The organism is Candidatus Uabimicrobium amorphum, assembly GCF_009002475.1.
GTDB lineage: Bacteria > Planctomycetota > Uabimicrobiia > Uabimicrobiales > Uabimicrobiaceae > Uabimicrobium > Uabimicrobium amorphum.
Map to the genome: position 1 here is coordinate 6,673,172 of NZ_AP019860.1, position 15,414 is coordinate 6,688,585.

Here is a 15,414-nt window from a genome sequence, read left to right on the forward strand (position 1 = left end):
GAAAACCTTGCCCCACAATAACAAAAACTATATTGAAGAGCTTGATGGATTACGAGGAATACCTGTTTTACCCGTTATTGCCTATCATTCAACGATTACCTATTTTGTACTTCATCCACATCACGGTGCAAATCTCAGTGTATTGTCAAACTTTGTTTTAAAAATCGTCAGTTTATTTTGGTGTAGCGTTGATTTGTTTTTTGTTATTTCTGGTTTTTTAATTACGAAAATTCTATTGGATAACAAAGAAACGACAAACTATTTTAAAGCGTTTTACGGCAGAAGAGTTTTACGTGTATTTCCGCTGTATTATGCGCTTTTGTGTATACACTTTTTTTTGATCGCTCCTTTGCTTATAAAAGGTGGTATCAAAGAAGAGTTAACTGGTTATCCTCATCAGTTTTATTATTGGTTTTATGTTTCCAATTTTCTTCGAGAACCCAGTGTTTTGTCGCATTTTTGGTCTCTTGCGGTAGAAGAACAATTTTATTGTATTTGGCCTTTTTGTGTATATTTTTTGTCTAGACGCCAATTGATGTGGACGTGCTTTTTGATCATTGCGATCTCCATCGCTTCACGATTTTACCTTTGTCTATCGGGTGATTTTAGCTATGCGTATACTGTGGTTTATGCAAGATCTGATACGATCATGATGGGAAGTTTAGTTGCGATATTAAACATCGGATGGGAGAATAAAAAGCTCATAAAAATTGCTTTGTGCTCTTTGATAACTTTACTACTCCTTTATAGCACCTATCTTTTTGATTTTTCAAGACCGATGGTGGCTGCTTTTCCTGTAGGGGAAAGAATTTTACATTCGACATGGCGGCATTTGATTGTAGGCGTGATGTTCTCCGCTATCTTAATTATCGTTTTAAAAGAAAATAAAACTGTTCTACATAGAGTTTGTACACTGTCGTTTTTCAAAGTGCTTGGAAAATATTCCTACTCGATATATGCCTGTCACGTTTTTATCGTTTTCGTTGTCATAAAGTCACCATTAGGCTTTAACAACTTGGTGACTTTGGGAATACCACCGCTATTCGCTGTTGTACTACAGTTTGCGATATGTTCATTATTGTCCCTACTCGTGGCTATTGTTACGTGGTATTTGATCGAAATTCATTTTCTGCGTATGAAGAAAATATTCGCATACAAGCGTTGACCGTAACTACTATGGTGACGGTCAATGGGATTGACGGTCAGGGTCACGGTCAGGGTCACGGTCACGGTGACGATTACGGCTACGGTGACGATTACGGCTACGGCTAGGGGCGCGGTGACGATTACGATGTATGGGTCCAAAAAAAATACAAGCCTATGGCAAAACACCAGCGTGCACATTCGGCGCGAAAAGCCCATGACTTCTTATCAAAAATAGCGGCGACGCATATAAGTGAAAATACAACAAAGCCTACCATGAAAAACTTCTCTACTCCCAAATATTTGTACTTGCCGAACAAAAAAATAGCACAAAATGCGGTCATCACGAATTGTGCAGACGCATAGATCGCAGCTTTGGCACTTATCGCTGGATTGTATTTATATCTAAACGCGTAGTGCTTTTGTGTTGCGATTTTGGTTTCTCGTGGAGTCCAACCAGGAGGCATTAGCCATAGTTTGAATTTATCGATGAAGAAAGGAGCTTGGTAGCTTAATTGCAGTAAATGCCCTAAAAACTGGAAGTTTGCAGTAAAGGGATTCCATGTATTAATGGGGGCCACTGTTCCGTAAACTACCTCTTCTTCTTCTGGGGCGAAGCTGCCAAACAAACGATCCCACACGATGAATACTCCGGCGTAATTCTTATCGATATACTGTTCGTTTTTTCCGTGATGTACACGATGGTGTGAAGGTGTATTCAAAATGTTTTCCATGATTCCTATTTTGTTGACCAACTTGGTGTGAATCCAAAATTGATATATGGTATTGAGTGATTTTGTGGAGGCATATATCAGCGGATGAAAACCTATGATTGCTAAAGGAAGGTAAAACCAAAAGTTAAAAAGCGATTGTAAAATTCCATGGCGAAGGGCAACTGCAAAATTGAATTCTTCACTTTGATGATGAACACAGTGACCTGCCCAGCCAATCGCAGTTGTATGGCTAAAGCGATGTACCCAGTAATAGACAAAATCTATTAGAATAAACGCGATCAGCCATGTGAAAATATCATTGGGAAGATGAAACAGTAGAACACCTTTTACTTTGCATATTTCATACACCAATGTGTAAGAGCCAAATAGCACGGCTTTAACGGTAATGGTGCTCAATTGCTCGGCTATTCCGCAACTTAAGTCACAGATGGAGTCGTTTAAACGATACAAACGACGTTTCATTATTTTGGCGGCGAGTACTTCGATGAGAATGAGAGAGACAAATATAGGCACAAACCATTTGACATAGTTTCCAAAAAAACCCTGCTCTTTTTCTCGTGCCTCTTGCCAACTGGGGATTTGCAATTGTGTATTGCTCACTTCGCGATCAACTACATATCGCGATGCATTCAGGTTATGCATTGTATAAAGTATTGTAAATACTACGCTACAAAAAACAATTATGTGTATTATGAATGTTCGTCTAGTCATTGTTTTCACCTTCTAATATTTACTCCAACAATTCGGTTTTGATCGTTTTCCCACCGATGAATGCAAATCATATAAAGCAACTTGTATACCAAAAACAAAATACGTTAGAGATCTTTTGCTTGAGGGCTCAAAGTCTCGTTCATTGCCGTAAAACAAAATAAAATTGCCCCGTGGAATGTTCGTTCATGCACGTAGAAATTATCGAGTTTGATAATTTTTATCAAAATAAATGATTACTCGTGGAGTTTGTACAAAGTGACGAAAAAACACGAAAGCGTATAAAAAAGAGACGGGCGCAAGCTTGTGAGAGTTCTTATGGTGATTGGCACACAATATGCTTAGTTTGAGGTAGGAAATTTTATCGAACTGTACAATGAAAGTGATCACTTGTGACAAATAACTCCAAGCAACAGTTTAGTATACTGTACTTTTCAAGCAGTGACTGCGATCGTCAACGCAATAAGTACGAACTTTTTCAAAAGAGCGCTCAATTTGCCGATCGCAATCATTTTTGCGCGGTGTGGATGCCGGAGCGACACTTCCATCCTTTTGGTGGCTTATATCCCAGCCCTGCAATTCTTGCGGCAACTCTTGCGACAACCACGCAAAAAATTCGTTTACGTGCCGGAAGTGTTGTGTTACCTCTACATCACCCGGTACGTGTTGCCGAGGAGTGGGCAGTAGTTGATAATCTTTCACAAGGACGTGTCGATTTATCGATTGCCGCAGGATGGAGTAAAAGTGACTTTATTTTTGCACCGCAAAATTACACAAGGCGCCATGAAATCAATTTGGAAAGAATCGCAAAGATTAAGAAACTTTGGGCTGGGGAGGATGTACTTTTCAAAGATGCGACAGGAAATCGTATACCGATTTGTGTCTACCCAAAGCCACAACAAAAAGAATTGAATGTATGGCTAACGTGCAGTAGTTCCGTAGAACGGTTTGTCGATGCCGGAAAACACGGTTACAATATTTTAACGGCTTTATTGTTTCAAAATCCGCAACAACTGCACAGTAAAATATTACGTTATCGCCAAGCTCTACGCGAAAACGGCCACCAGTACGGGCATGTAACTCTTATGTTGCATTGTTTTGTCGGAAAAGACGAAGACAACATACGTAAAATTGTCCGTAAACCTTTTTGCGACTACCTCAAAAGTGCGACGGATTTGTGGTCAAAAGAATCGCAAACTTTGCGTGAGATCAACCACAAAGACCAGGAAAAGATGTTGCAATTTGCCTTTGAACGTTATTTTCGCACTGCTGCAATGTTAGGTACCGTTGACCACTGTGCATCTCTCGCCAATGATTTTTTCCAAGCAGGAGTTGATGAAATCGCGTGTCTGATTGATTTTGGAATACACACTTCTGTTGTCCTCGAACATTTACAGTACATCAATGAATTAAAGAATCATTTTGTCTAGTAATTAAGGAGTCGTTACCATGATAAAAATCACTCAAATAGACACAAAGATAGAAGCGGATGTAGAACGTTTTATCGAAATCCCTTATCAGTTTTACAAAGATAATACATATTGGGTACCACCCTTACGCAACGATATTCGTCTATATTTGAATCGCGAACTTCATCCCATTCATCAATCGTGTGCAGTGGATTTTTTTATTGCTTCGCGCAATGATCGCGATGTAGGCCGGGTTATGCTAATGAAAAAGCCACAACAACCATGTGCGCAGTTTGCTTTATTTGAATGTGAAAATCACAGTGAAACAGCGAAAATGCTTTTTGACACAGCCGAAAAATGGGCACAACACAACAACGCCACGCAAATCTCCGGCCCGCAACGCCTCGACTTTTTCGAAGGGGATGGTATTTTAATTCGCGGCTTTGAATCTTCGCAAATAATGGATATGGCTCCTTACCATCATTCTTACTATGTGAATTTATTCGAGGAAAATGAATTTGCTAGAGAGCTTGATTTTACCTCTCACCACATAGAGCGTCGTTATTTCGAACTACCAAAGTGGTTGGAAGAGTTAGCAGACAAAATAGAAGATGATCGAGAACTTTGTGTACAAAGTTATGACGATGTAAATAGTATTCCCGTAGAACAAATTTTGGGCACTTTGCAACAATCGCTCGCACAAAATCACAATTTGGGGCACGCCGATGCGCAACAAATATATTTTTCGATCACACAACGTGTAAAAAAAGGATTGGTACCTGAATTTATCAAGACAATCTTTTACAAAGACACCATGATCAGTGCAATACTCGGATTTCCCGATTTTTCTGATGCTTTGCGTCAGTGTCAAGGTATCTACAATCCAAAAATATTTTCCGCAGCAGTGCAAGAACCCCGTGGTCTAGTGATCAATGGTTTTGGCATTGTTCCCGAGTTTCAGGGGAAAGGAACGAATGCGATTCTTTTTCGGGAAATAAAAGATATGGTTCTTCGTCATAAAAATCTACAAACGGTAAACGTCGTGCAGGTAACAGCCACCAATCAAAAAATGCAGTCCGAGTTAAATTCATTGGGGATAAAAACCACACAGGTAGCAAGGCGTTATTATAAGAAACTCTCACCGCAGACGATTTGCTCTACAACAGAAGATTCACAAACTTTGCGCGATTTATTGCAATACAGTGCTATGGAACATTCACACAAAGATGCATTTGTGTTTCTCGAAGACGGTGAAAACAGTGAAATGCGTTTGAGTTTCGGCGAGTTAGATAAGTGTGCCCGTCGCATCGCACAACAACTCATGAATGATAATCTCACGAAAAAACATGTCTTACTCGTTTATCCACCGGGACTGGACTTTATTAAAGCCTTTGTTGGATGTATATATGCCAATGTTGTTGCCATCCCTTGCTATCTGCCGCGCAAAAATACCGTAGAAAGATTTAAGGCCATCTATTGCAATTCGAATGCAACCGCTGTCTTGAGCAACACAAAAACACAGCAGCTTATGAAAACACAAAAGATTAGCGACATAGACACCTCTTTATGGCTTTATACCGATGCTTTCGCGGAGAATAGTGCTAACGAAACTCTGCCGGTGATATCGTGCAATGATATTGCCATGATCCAATATACTTCGGGTAGTACACTTGCACCACGAGGCGTTGTTCTACGTCATAAAAATTTATGTCACAATATTCGTTTTATTCAAAAACAGTTCGGAATCACTTTGGATACTGTCGGTTTTACTTGGCTACCGCCTTATCACGATATGGGGCTAATTGGTAGTATTCTTGTTTCTCTGGTGAGTCACACAACAACGGTGTGCATGGCACCTGTTGATTTTTTACGCAAACCTTTGCGTTGGCTTCAGGCCATTTCTAAATACAAAGTTGAAATAAGCGGGGGACCTAACTTTGCATATGAGTTGTGCATCGATAACATTAAAGAGGAACATTGCCGCAACCTGGATTTATCCAGTTGGAAAGTTGCATACAATGGCGCGGAGTTTGTTCAAATAAGTACATTAGAACGCTTTCATAAAAAATTTGCGGCCTATGGTTTTCGCCATGAATCTTTTTATCCTTGTTATGGCTTAGCCGAAGCTACTTTGATGGTTTGTGGTGGTGTTCGCGAAGAACAACCAGCACTTTACTACAAAAAAGGTAGCACCTTTGTTAGTTGTGGGCACAGTGCTAACGACGTACAGTTGTATATTTTGAATCCCGATACCCAAGAAATTTGTTGCGAAGACGAAGAAGGAGAAATTTACGTCGCGGGTCCGAGTATTGCGCAAGAATATTGGGATAATCCTCTAGAAACGGCAAAAGTATTTACACAAAGCATTTCTGGCATCGCAAGTCATGTAATGCGTACCGGGGACATGGGATTTATGAAAAATGGCGAACTTTTTGTTTCGGGGCGTCGAAAAAATATTATCGTGGTGCGCGGTAAGAACTATTATCCCCATGATTTGGAAAGTATTGCTCAGCAAAGTCACGAGGTGCTTCGTGCGAACAGTGGGGCGGCATTTACGATAGATAGTGACCAACAAGCAAAAATTGTACTCGCTTTTGAGTTGATGGATCGCAGAGTGGATATAGAGCAAGTCGCAACAGCTATTCGCGCGGCAATCTCTAGCTCATTTCAACTAGAAATATACAATGTTGTATTTATAAAACCTGGTCATATGCCAAAAACCACCAGCGGGAAAATACAACGTCACATATGCCGTAAGGCGTATCTTGATGGGAAACTTGATGTTATTGCCCAAAGTATACGCGGCTTTACTCCCCCTATGTCGTCAACATCTGGCTTAAATATAGAAAGAGATCTTCAACTACATTTGGCAACCTTACTTGCCGTAGACAGCGAAGCTATTCACCTTGACCTTCCGGTAAAAAATCTGGGGTTAAGTTCTTTAACGGGGGTATCCTTAATCAATTATATTGAAGAAAAATACGATATTGAAGTTCCTGTCGAACTTTTTTTTAGTGATAAAACTGTCCGCGAGTTGGTGCAAGACATTTCGCAAAACGCAATGATCGAGGGATGATTTTATGTCAGAAAACGTCGAGAGAATTACATCGTGGTTAAAAACTTTTGCGCAAACTCGGGTCAATTTTCGTTTGCAAAATGATCGTAGATGCATACAGCCGCACGTAATATTAGAGCTTGGTCGGCAGGGAATTTTTGCCATTCAAATAGAAAAGCAATACGGCGGATTGGGACTTTCTCATTATGAGTCTTGTAAAGTGATTGAACAATTAGGAGGTATTGACCTTACGATTGCGTCCATGGTAGGGCAAAACAATATGGGAATACGCCCTATTGTGAATTTCGGTTCGCAGCAACTTCGCGACGAATTTTTGCCTGTTTTGGCCACAGGACAAATGTTGACTTCTTTTGCCATGACCGAACCACAAGCAGGATCTCATATTCAAGGAATCACAAGTACCATAAAAAAAACGGCAGAAAACAAATATCTACTAAATGCACAAAAGATGTGGATTGGTATGGGAAGTTGGTGTGGGGTCACATGCGTCATTGCAAAGCACTCCGGAGAACAACAAATCCCCAATAGTATGACCGCGTGTATTGTTCGTAACGGAACGCCCGGCTTTAGCGTTGGTGAAGAACAGTTGTCCATCGGAATGCGCGGTTCCGTGCAAAACCACATGTTATTTCGCGATGTCGTTGTGCCAGACTCCGATATTGTTGGCAAAGTAGAAGAAGGTTACATCATCGCCAATGATATCATGCAATTTACGCGACTAGGGGTCGCAGCAATGAGTTTAGGGGCGATGAAACGCTGTTTAGTCTACACCATACGCTACGCATCACGGCGTAAAATTAATACCGGGCTCCTCATTGACAATACTGCCACAAAAATGAAAATCAATGCCTGTAGAGCTAAAATTTCCGCTGTGGAAAGTTTGGTTTACACAACCTGTGAATTGTTGCAACAAAGCATCATCATTCCCGAAATTCACATGGTCGCCAAAATTACGGGAACGGAGTTTCTCGGAGATGTCGTCGATGACGCTCTACAACTTTTGGGAGGGAGAGGTTATAGCGAAAACAATTTACTTGCCTATTTCTTCGTCGACGCTCGTGCACTACGCATCTTTGAAGGGCCTTCGGAAACTCTACTTTACTACTGTGGACAGCTCATGAAATTGCGCAGCCGACGTACAAAAGTGTTCGCACATCTAAAAGCAACAGATCTTAAAAGCTATTTAGAAGAACTAGATTCTGTTTTGCAAAGTTCTTCACTCGGTAGCGACGAAAATTTTGCATGTAGTGCACGTGGAAAAATGACATGTTGGTTGGTGCTCTTAGCAACTTTGCGCTTGAGCAATATAACAAGAGTACTACCTGAATACTCTCTCACAGAGGCATGGATTTTAAACCGTATTGAAACGCAAATGCAACAACTGCGTCTAGAGGCATACAATAACCTATTGAGAGAGGTTGATACACAAGAAATTCTTAACTCTTTTGCCAATGTCGATATTGAACAGGTAATTCCCGATGAGGAATGTGATATGGATCGTTTGCTACGTCGAAAAATCTAATACGTGTAACGTTTTAAATCCAAAGTAAATGTTAGCATTGTTAACAACATTGTTAATAAATGAATGCTTTTTTGCATAAAAGCGCAAAAAGTAGGCTTATTGTGATACCTTGCACAATTACCGAAAACCTTCCTGGTTTGATCTATGTTTATTTTCACGTCAAAAAATGAATATTGGCGGGAAAATTGCTGTTTATATTCTACGAGTTAACAATCTCATCCCGGTATAAACGGTATCAAAAAAAAGAAAGGTAAGACCTTATGAAAACTTTCAATTTTAAATCGTTCTTATTGATTTTTATGGTAATTTGTGCATTCACAGGTTTCGTAAATGCCGAAAGAGTGGAGTTTAAGTTTGACATTATCAAATGCGACGAGAAATTCATAGAGGAACCTTCTGGAGATGTCAAAATTAACGTGCGTTTCCCCGAAAATCATCCACCGTCGAAAATAGAAATAAAGATGATTGAGCGGCGTTTGCAAAAATATTTCAAAAAACAAACCAAAGAACTCGAAGACAAAATAGAAGAAAAGAACGATCAAATCAAAACGTTGCTGGAGCAAATGGAACTACCTGATTCTGACCCCGTCAAAATAAAAGGGCAAATTGAAAAGGTAGAGAAAAGATTTGCAAAGTATTACAAAAAAGAAAAAGCAGACATTGTTGCAGAAGCAAAAGACATTATCCGAAAAGAATGGCATCACATAGTTGATAACGATAAAGAGCTTAGTAAAGCGAAAAAAAAGAAGATCAAAAAGGGTTTAAAAATTGGGATAAAGATTCTTGGAGGAGCAATATCAATTGCGACTGCCGTTTTAGGAACATTGGCAACGGTGGCGGGAACATCTTGGAACCCTGGGGCACCGGCTTCAGTACTTGCGATTGTGGCAGGTTCAGCATCGGTGATCGCCGCTTCTCTGACAATTGTTTCCGGTATAAGAGACTTGATCAATGTACGCAAAGAAAAAATCAAAGGGACAATAGAAGCGGAAAAGGAAAGTCTCAAAATTTTGCTCAACAAAGCCACCACAGACAAAGATTGGCAAACACAAGCGAAAATGTATCTATCTTCTTATGAACAAGCACTCAAAAATTTTAAAGTAGACATTGCAAAAGTGAAAAAAGAGGCCACAAAGCTCGATAAACAAGTGGAAAAAGAACAAAAAAAGATAGATAAACTCGACGAGAAAATTGCAAGATTGAGAAAGAAAACAAAAAACCGATTTGCCTATTTTAAAAAAGCAAAAAATAAGAAGAAGCAAGACCTACAAAAGATAAACGAACTTGAAGAAAAACAAGATAAAGCTCAAGAGCACCTCAAGGCTTCCAATGACACCATCGACGAAATGATTGACAAAATACTCGAGATGGAAGATGCCGTAGATGGTTACGAAGAAACAGGAAAGTTAATGAAAGAACAACTCGAAGCATACGCGTCAGCCAATGTTTCGACACGAGAAAAAATCTTGAAAAAAATAGAGCAAATATCTGGTGTGAGTATCACAAAGTTAGAAGAGCTCTCAAAACACGTAAGCAAAATTGCCTCGCTAACAAAATCGATAGGCTCATTTTTGATGAAGGTGGTGAAATTAGGTACCTAGAACTTTTGAGTTACCTCCTATTTGTTTACCGTAAGGTTTGATGCAGGTCCGATTGTCATGCAGTCGGACCTGTTTTTGTTTAGTAGCAATATCTCTATTGATGATGGGGCTAATTTTAGAAAATTTTAAAATTTTGGGATACACCTCCGTTTTTTTTCCAAGCTAATTATAAACGACAATCAGAAAACCATAGTGCAACAGACCAAAGGGACTTCTAGAAACTTGTTAAATTTTTCTACTAAACAATTCTAGAGAACATACGTCTTCTAAACAGAAGTAAAAGACAAGCCCATGATCGTTTGAGTTGAAGGAGAAGATGATGAAAAAATACAAAAGTACACGAGGATCTTTACTCATCAAAGTCGCAATATTCGCTTTTTCTTGTGGCTTTTTGTTGGCTCTTCTCCATGGCGAAATTTTCGGCGTAGATAAATTGATACGCCGTGCAGAAGCACAGATTAGCGATTTAGGTTATGGGATTGAAGTTTATCGTATCAAAAAAGGAAAGTACCCTAAAAACTTAATCGATCTTACCATTCCAGATAAAAGAGGAAATATCCTAATCACAATAATTCCATGTGATCCTTGGGGCAATCAGTATTTATATAAAAGATCTCATACACAATTTGATATTATTTCGTTAGGTGCTGATGGAAAGTCAGGAGGCGAAGGGCAAAATACCGATATCAAATACAGTGAAATTCCCAAGTAGGTAAAGGTAAATTGATGTTGTTTAAATAAGAGGTGCACATGGGTTGCACGTTACGTTGCACCTCTTGAGGTTTTAAAGTAAAGATGAAATTTTAGCGATGTTGTTTTTGTCAAATAGGTTATTTGTGCAGTGTCATATTAGATATCCAATCCAAGCAATAAAAAGACTAAAAATAATCGCGGCAATCATTTGCCTTAGTGTAAGTTTTAAGGCAAATTTTACGTTTATTTCTTTAGCCACAGTAAATAATGTGACAATGCAAGGAAGTAAAACACCTGCCAGATAAACCACTGTCAATATCTGAACTGGATGACTTATGGCAATTTTGATCCCATCCATCGCAGGATTAAGAAGTCCAATTGCAATACCATCTTTTCTGATGGATCCCAATACAACACTTGCCGCTGCTTCTCCCGGAAGATTAAATAAAGTCATTACTGGTGACATGAGTGAAGCCAGTGCTTCAATAACGCCTAACCAATTTAGCACTCCTGCAATTAAGCAAATAACTATAAATATAGGAAAAGCAACCCTGAAAAACTCTTTCACTAACGCAAAGACTTCTGCTTTTGTTGCATTTAGTGAAGGCCACTGCATAAAATCTCGTTCGCTAATAACCAATTTACTACTAAATATTCTTGCCTTTTTGGGCGTTGTTACCCAGAGATAAATCAAAGTCGTGATGGCTAAAATTAGAAGATATGGAATAATCAAGTAATCCATTTTAGCCGCGGCAAAAACCGCAATTGTGGCAGGAAGTTGGTAAGAACAAGCTGCACCAAAAGAAATGGCCGAAATACAATTACCACGCGTACAAGAAGAACAAGATCTTGTGCTGATCACTGCTGGTACGTTACATCCAAAACCCATTACAATGCGTACAACATCACGTCCGACTATACCAAAGGGAGCTACCAATGGGTGAATTGTTAATGTTAGTCTATCAACCAAGCCGCTTGTTTTATACAAAGATAAAATAATGGCAAAAAGAAAAACTGTTGGCAATGCGTACAAAACCAAAAATGGAAACATCGAAATAATTCCATAGTCTGTTCCCAACAGGTGGCTGATGGGAGATGGTAGATTGTTAATTTTTTGAATAATCGGATTTAGGCCATTATAAACGGTATCATAAAGATTATCGGCCAGTAAAATAGCAAATTTGACAGCAACCCAAGCTGGCAATAAAAGCAACAATATTGCGAATAACTTTCCCACTAAGGGAACTTCAAATATACTTTTTTTCGGCTTGAGAGTAAATTCTACTTGAGTAGTGACTTTTGCTTTTTTGAATATTTGCGGCTTTGTTAAAGTGTCCAGTATGTGCTGTTTTTCATCAGAGGAAATATTTCTTGTGTCAACGTTTATGATGGGAATTCCTACTTCCTGTTCCAGTTTTTGCAATATTTCTGTGTGGATCTTTGATTTTACTAAATCCCAGTGGGTAATAATAATGGCTCCTGGCTTGTCTTGAACTAACGGCAAAAGATCCGATAAGTCCTTATCAATAGAAGTGGCTGTGATTACCAAAATAACACAATCGCTATTTGGGATTTCATTTAATGCAAGTTTGGTTGTGAGGGAGTCTGTTTCCAGAAGAATTCCTGGAGTGTCGATAAAGTGGAACTGACTTGTTTCGTAAGACTGAATATTAATTGTCGTGCCTTTTACTTTTTCTGAGATGGCATTTTTACCAGTTAATGAACGAATAAGTTGACTTTTACCAACACTTTCCTTACCGATAAGTATTACAGAATTTTTCATTTTTATTTCTACACGATGGAGTTTTAAATTTAGGTTTAGTAATATCCAAATTCCCCAGCTTTTTCAGCTGAGGAATTTGGATAAACTTTCAGGGAGTTAGGCTTTTGTTTTCAACACAACGTTGCTTATATGTGTTATTTGAACTTCGTCAGATGTAGAGATACGAACAAACCCACTTGAAATACAGTATTCAACTTCTTGGGCTTTAACTTCGCTATTATTGGCGACAAAGCAAACAGTCACATCACTCATTTTTTGTGTCATAAATGTTTCCATGGTAAAATCCTTTTGTTATTTAGCTGCTGTTTTGATTAATCTTGAAGGACCGAACACATCTTACCTTCTAAATCGTAAAAATCGTGACCTCCGTCGCTCATCTTTTTACTTTAGCTACTTGCTTAACTGCCGCAAGCACAATATTGGTTTTCGTCTTTCATTTTGTAGCAATTAATAGAATAGGCGTGCTCAAAATTTTTCTTTGACATATTCACTTTTGAGAGCTGATGAGTATTTATTGCCAAATTTACAAGTTAGTCATCGTCTGCCCCTGTAATTCTAAATCGGGCATAAACAGGTCTATGATCACTAGCTACTTCATGGGCTTTCGGATCATTGTTATAAAAATGATCTTCATCAAAACGATCTATTCTTGTTGTGCCTGTCCATTCACGAAGATACATGGATTTAAAAAAAATATTGTCATAGCAGTTGGTATCCTTAATCATGGTTTTTTCAAAACCATCAAAAGCCATATACATAGATGACTGTCCTATTAAAGGATTCCATTCTTCGCCACCAGGGTTTCGGTTAAAGTCCCCCATTAGTATAATATCTTTTTCATTTCCACGTCGTTCGACATTGCGAAAAACGTTACTCATCTCCATAACTTCTTTTTTACGTGGAATGGTTGATTTTCCCCAAATAACATGTGTTGTTATTATTGTAAAATCAAAATTCCCGGCCTTAAAACTTGCCGTCGCGGGTTTTCGCGCGAATTTGAATTTTCCAGAATACAACTTAGGCGTTGTGATTACTTTAATAAAGCTGGAGTCATAGATAAATCCATAGTATTCGATATGGGTACCACTGCCAACACCAGAACTCATAACGTATTTGTACTTTTTCGAAGAGGTCTCGTCCATAATTTGAGTTAATCTTTTAAGAACCTTTTCATCACGAAGTTCAATGATCGACAACAAGTCATACTCTCTTGCCACTTCGGAGATTTTTCGCAATTCACTGTCAGTTCTGCTAGCATCCGAAAGAATTCTTATATTCCAAGAGGCCATTTTAAGATACGTTCTTCTTTGATTTTGAGAAAATACCAAAGGGGTGAGTAATAAAATCATTGAAATGATAATGGCTATTCTTTGCCTAGTAAGCATATTGTCGTTCCTTAAAATTTATACATCTATTTGCGAAAAATGAACTAAGATTCAGTAAAACGCAATCGAAATGCAGAAAAAAATAGGTTGTCAATTTTGTTCAGAAGTTGCCATTACAAAAAAATGGAACACGGAAACTTCTGTAATTAAAAGAAATATGGGCCTGGGAAATATTTTTCTACAAAATGAAAGGTGTAGTTGCCCATTTTGTCATTGTATATGTTACAATAATAAAATGCAAGTCGATTGCATTTTTGTTGTTGGTTTCAAGATGGAAAAGATGTTTTGAGATGAAGGTTGAAGAGGTGATATGAAAAGAAGAAAAAAAATTTTAGGCACACCAACCAATATTATCACTGGGTTTCTTGGCGCAGGAAAAACTACTGCAATTTTACATTTGTTAAAAAGTAAGCCAGAAAATGAAAGATGGGCTGTTTTAGTTAATGAATTTGGTGAAATTGGTGTAGATGGTAGTATGTTTGAAGGAAAATATGGAGAAAAACAGGGGGTTTTTATTCGTGAGGTTCCAGGAGGTTGCATGTGTTGTATGGCAGGATTACCAATGCAAATTGCTTTGAACGTATTGCTTGCTCAAGCACAGCCCGATCGACTACTCATTGAACCGACGGGTTTAGGTCATCCGCTAGAGGTGTTAAATGTACTGTCCAGTGAGCACTATCAAGAGTGCCTTTCTCTTCATCAAATCGTTACACTTGTGGATGCACGCCTTTTGTCCGATCGTCGTTATACGGAGAATGAAACCTTTAATCAACAAATTGCTATTGCTGATGTCATTGTAGGCAATAAATCTGATCTATATCAGGAGACGGATTGCAATTCTTTAAAGGCCTATGCGGCAATGCAAAGGGCGCAACATGCAAAAATTGTGATTACGAAAAAAGGTATTCTTGAATCTTCTTGGCTCGAAGGTGTCACTCAAGCTTCTGTGACAACGAAGCACCAGCATGCTCATCAAAAAAAGCAAAAAATTTCCCTGAACGATATACCCATTCCACAATGTGGATATGTAAAAGCTGAAAATAATGGAGAAGGTTTTAAAAGTATCGGGTGGAGGATTACACCTGACTGGATCTTTAACCGCAAAAAATTGTTTTTGCTGTTTAGTGGGTTTAATGTTGAGCGTCTAAAGGGTGTTTTTATTACTGACGATGGTATCTTTGCTTACAACCTAACTTCTGACGCAATTTTAACAGAAATAGCACTTGATGAATGTGTGGAAAGCCGTGTTGAAATAATTGCTGCGGATATTGATGGTGAATGGGAAAAACAACTCATGGAGTGCACCAACTAAAGATTTTAAATGTGTAAAACACAGTAAAGTTGTTTGTGAGGAGGTTAT

11 protein-coding genes are annotated in these 15,414 nt (G+C 38.7%); 7 read left to right on the plus strand and 4 right to left on the minus strand.

Annotated elements, in window-relative coordinates; all coding sequences use genetic code 11:
- The first annotated feature begins 7 nt into the window (after positions 1-7).
- A complete protein-coding gene (locus UABAM_RS23565) occupies positions 8-1,165 on the plus strand; it encodes an acyltransferase family protein (RefSeq protein ID WP_173013529.1) in 1,158 nt (385 codons plus the stop codon).
- 121 nt (positions 1,166-1,286) lie between these two features.
- Here the strand turns inward: UABAM_RS23565 and UABAM_RS23570 are convergent, their stop codons facing one another.
- On the minus strand, positions 1,287-2,588 hold the full coding sequence (locus tag UABAM_RS23570) for a sterol desaturase family protein (protein ID WP_151970452.1): 1,302 nt from the start codon (positions 2,586-2,588) through the stop codon (positions 1,287-1,289).
- 389 nt (positions 2,589-2,977) lie between these two features.
- On the opposite strand from UABAM_RS23570, the gene UABAM_RS23575 reads away from it, so the two are divergent.
- The 5 genes from UABAM_RS23575 (at position 2,978) to UABAM_RS23595 (ending at position 10,905) form a co-directional block, all read left to right on the plus strand.
- On the plus strand, positions 2,978-4,015 hold the full coding sequence (locus UABAM_RS23575) for a MupA/Atu3671 family FMN-dependent luciferase-like monooxygenase (protein ID WP_151970453.1): 1,038 nt from the start codon (positions 2,978-2,980) through the stop codon (positions 4,013-4,015).
- Between the two features lie 19 nt (positions 4,016-4,034).
- The gene (locus UABAM_RS23580) at positions 4,035-7,070 is read left to right on the plus strand and encodes an AMP-binding protein (RefSeq protein ID WP_151970454.1); all 3,036 of its coding nucleotides are present in this window, start codon (positions 4,035-4,037) and stop codon (positions 7,068-7,070) included.
- A 4-nt stretch (positions 7,071-7,074) separates the two neighbouring features.
- Positions 7,075-8,592 carry an acyl-CoA dehydrogenase family protein gene (locus UABAM_RS23585; RefSeq protein ID WP_151970455.1) on the plus strand — a complete coding sequence of 506 codons (1,518 nt, stop codon included), beginning with the start codon at positions 7,075-7,077 and terminating at the stop codon, positions 8,590-8,592.
- 260 nt (positions 8,593-8,852) lie between these two features.
- Positions 8,853-10,193, plus strand: a complete 1,341-nt coding sequence (locus UABAM_RS23590; RefSeq protein ID WP_151970456.1) for a hypothetical protein — start codon at positions 8,853-8,855, stop codon at positions 10,191-10,193.
- 319 nt (positions 10,194-10,512) lie between these two features.
- Entirely contained in the window at positions 10,513-10,905 is a 393-nt protein-coding gene (locus UABAM_RS23595) for a type II secretion system protein GspG (RefSeq protein WP_173013530.1), read from the plus strand.
- A gap of 132 nt (positions 10,906-11,037) precedes the next feature.
- On the opposite strand, the gene UABAM_RS23600 is transcribed toward UABAM_RS23595, so the two are convergent.
- The 3 genes from UABAM_RS23600 to UABAM_RS23610 all read right to left on the minus strand — a co-directional run bounded on the left by UABAM_RS23600 (position 11,038) and on the right by UABAM_RS23610 (position 14,054).
- On the minus strand, positions 11,038-12,669 hold the full coding sequence (locus UABAM_RS23600; RefSeq protein ID WP_151970458.1) for a nucleoside recognition domain-containing protein: 1,632 nt from the start codon (positions 12,667-12,669) through the stop codon (positions 11,038-11,040).
- A gap of 96 nt (positions 12,670-12,765) precedes the next feature.
- Positions 12,766-12,945, minus strand: coding sequence for a hypothetical protein (locus UABAM_RS23605; protein ID WP_151970459.1), 180 nt, complete (start codon positions 12,943-12,945; stop codon positions 12,766-12,768).
- A 254-nt stretch (positions 12,946-13,199) separates the two neighbouring features.
- Positions 13,200-14,054: an endonuclease/exonuclease/phosphatase family protein gene (locus tag UABAM_RS23610; protein WP_151970460.1), complete on the minus strand. Its 855-nt coding sequence runs from the start codon at positions 14,052-14,054 to the stop codon at positions 13,200-13,202.
- 310 nt (positions 14,055-14,364) lie between these two features.
- Between UABAM_RS23610 and UABAM_RS23615 the strand changes: the two genes are divergently transcribed.
- A complete protein-coding gene (locus UABAM_RS23615) occupies positions 14,365-15,366 on the plus strand; it encodes a CobW family GTP-binding protein (RefSeq protein ID WP_151970461.1) in 1,002 nt (333 codons plus the stop codon).
- The last annotated feature ends 48 nt before the right edge of the window (positions 15,367-15,414 follow it).

Bases quoted from the DNA above. Each gene is read 5' to 3' on its own strand.
- UABAM_RS23580 (WP_151970454.1), top strand. From the start codon at position 4,035: ATGATAAAAATCACTCAAATAGACACAAAGATAGAAGCGGATGTAGAA.
- UABAM_RS23595 (WP_173013530.1), top strand. From the start codon at position 10,513: ATGAAAAAATACAAAAGTACACGAGGATCTTTACTCATCAAAGTCGCA.
- UABAM_RS23600 (WP_151970458.1), bottom strand. From the start codon at position 12,669: ATGAAAAATTCTGTAATACTTATCGGTAAGGAAAGTGTTGGTAAAAGT.
- UABAM_RS23605 (WP_151970459.1), bottom strand. From the start codon at position 12,945: ATGGAAACATTTATGACACAAAAAATGAGTGATGTGACTGTTTGCTTT.
- UABAM_RS23590 (WP_151970456.1), top strand. From the start codon at position 8,853: ATGAAAACTTTCAATTTTAAATCGTTCTTATTGATTTTTATGGTAATT.
- UABAM_RS23570 (WP_151970452.1), bottom strand. From the start codon at position 2,588: ATGACTAGACGAACATTCATAATACACATAATTGTTTTTTGTAGCGTA.
- UABAM_RS23610 (WP_151970460.1), bottom strand. From the start codon at position 14,054: ATGCTTACTAGGCAAAGAATAGCCATTATCATTTCAATGATTTTATTA.
- UABAM_RS23585 (WP_151970455.1), top strand. From the start codon at position 7,075: ATGTCAGAAAACGTCGAGAGAATTACATCGTGGTTAAAAACTTTTGCG.
- UABAM_RS23615 (WP_151970461.1), top strand. From the start codon at position 14,365: ATGAAAAGAAGAAAAAAAATTTTAGGCACACCAACCAATATTATCACT.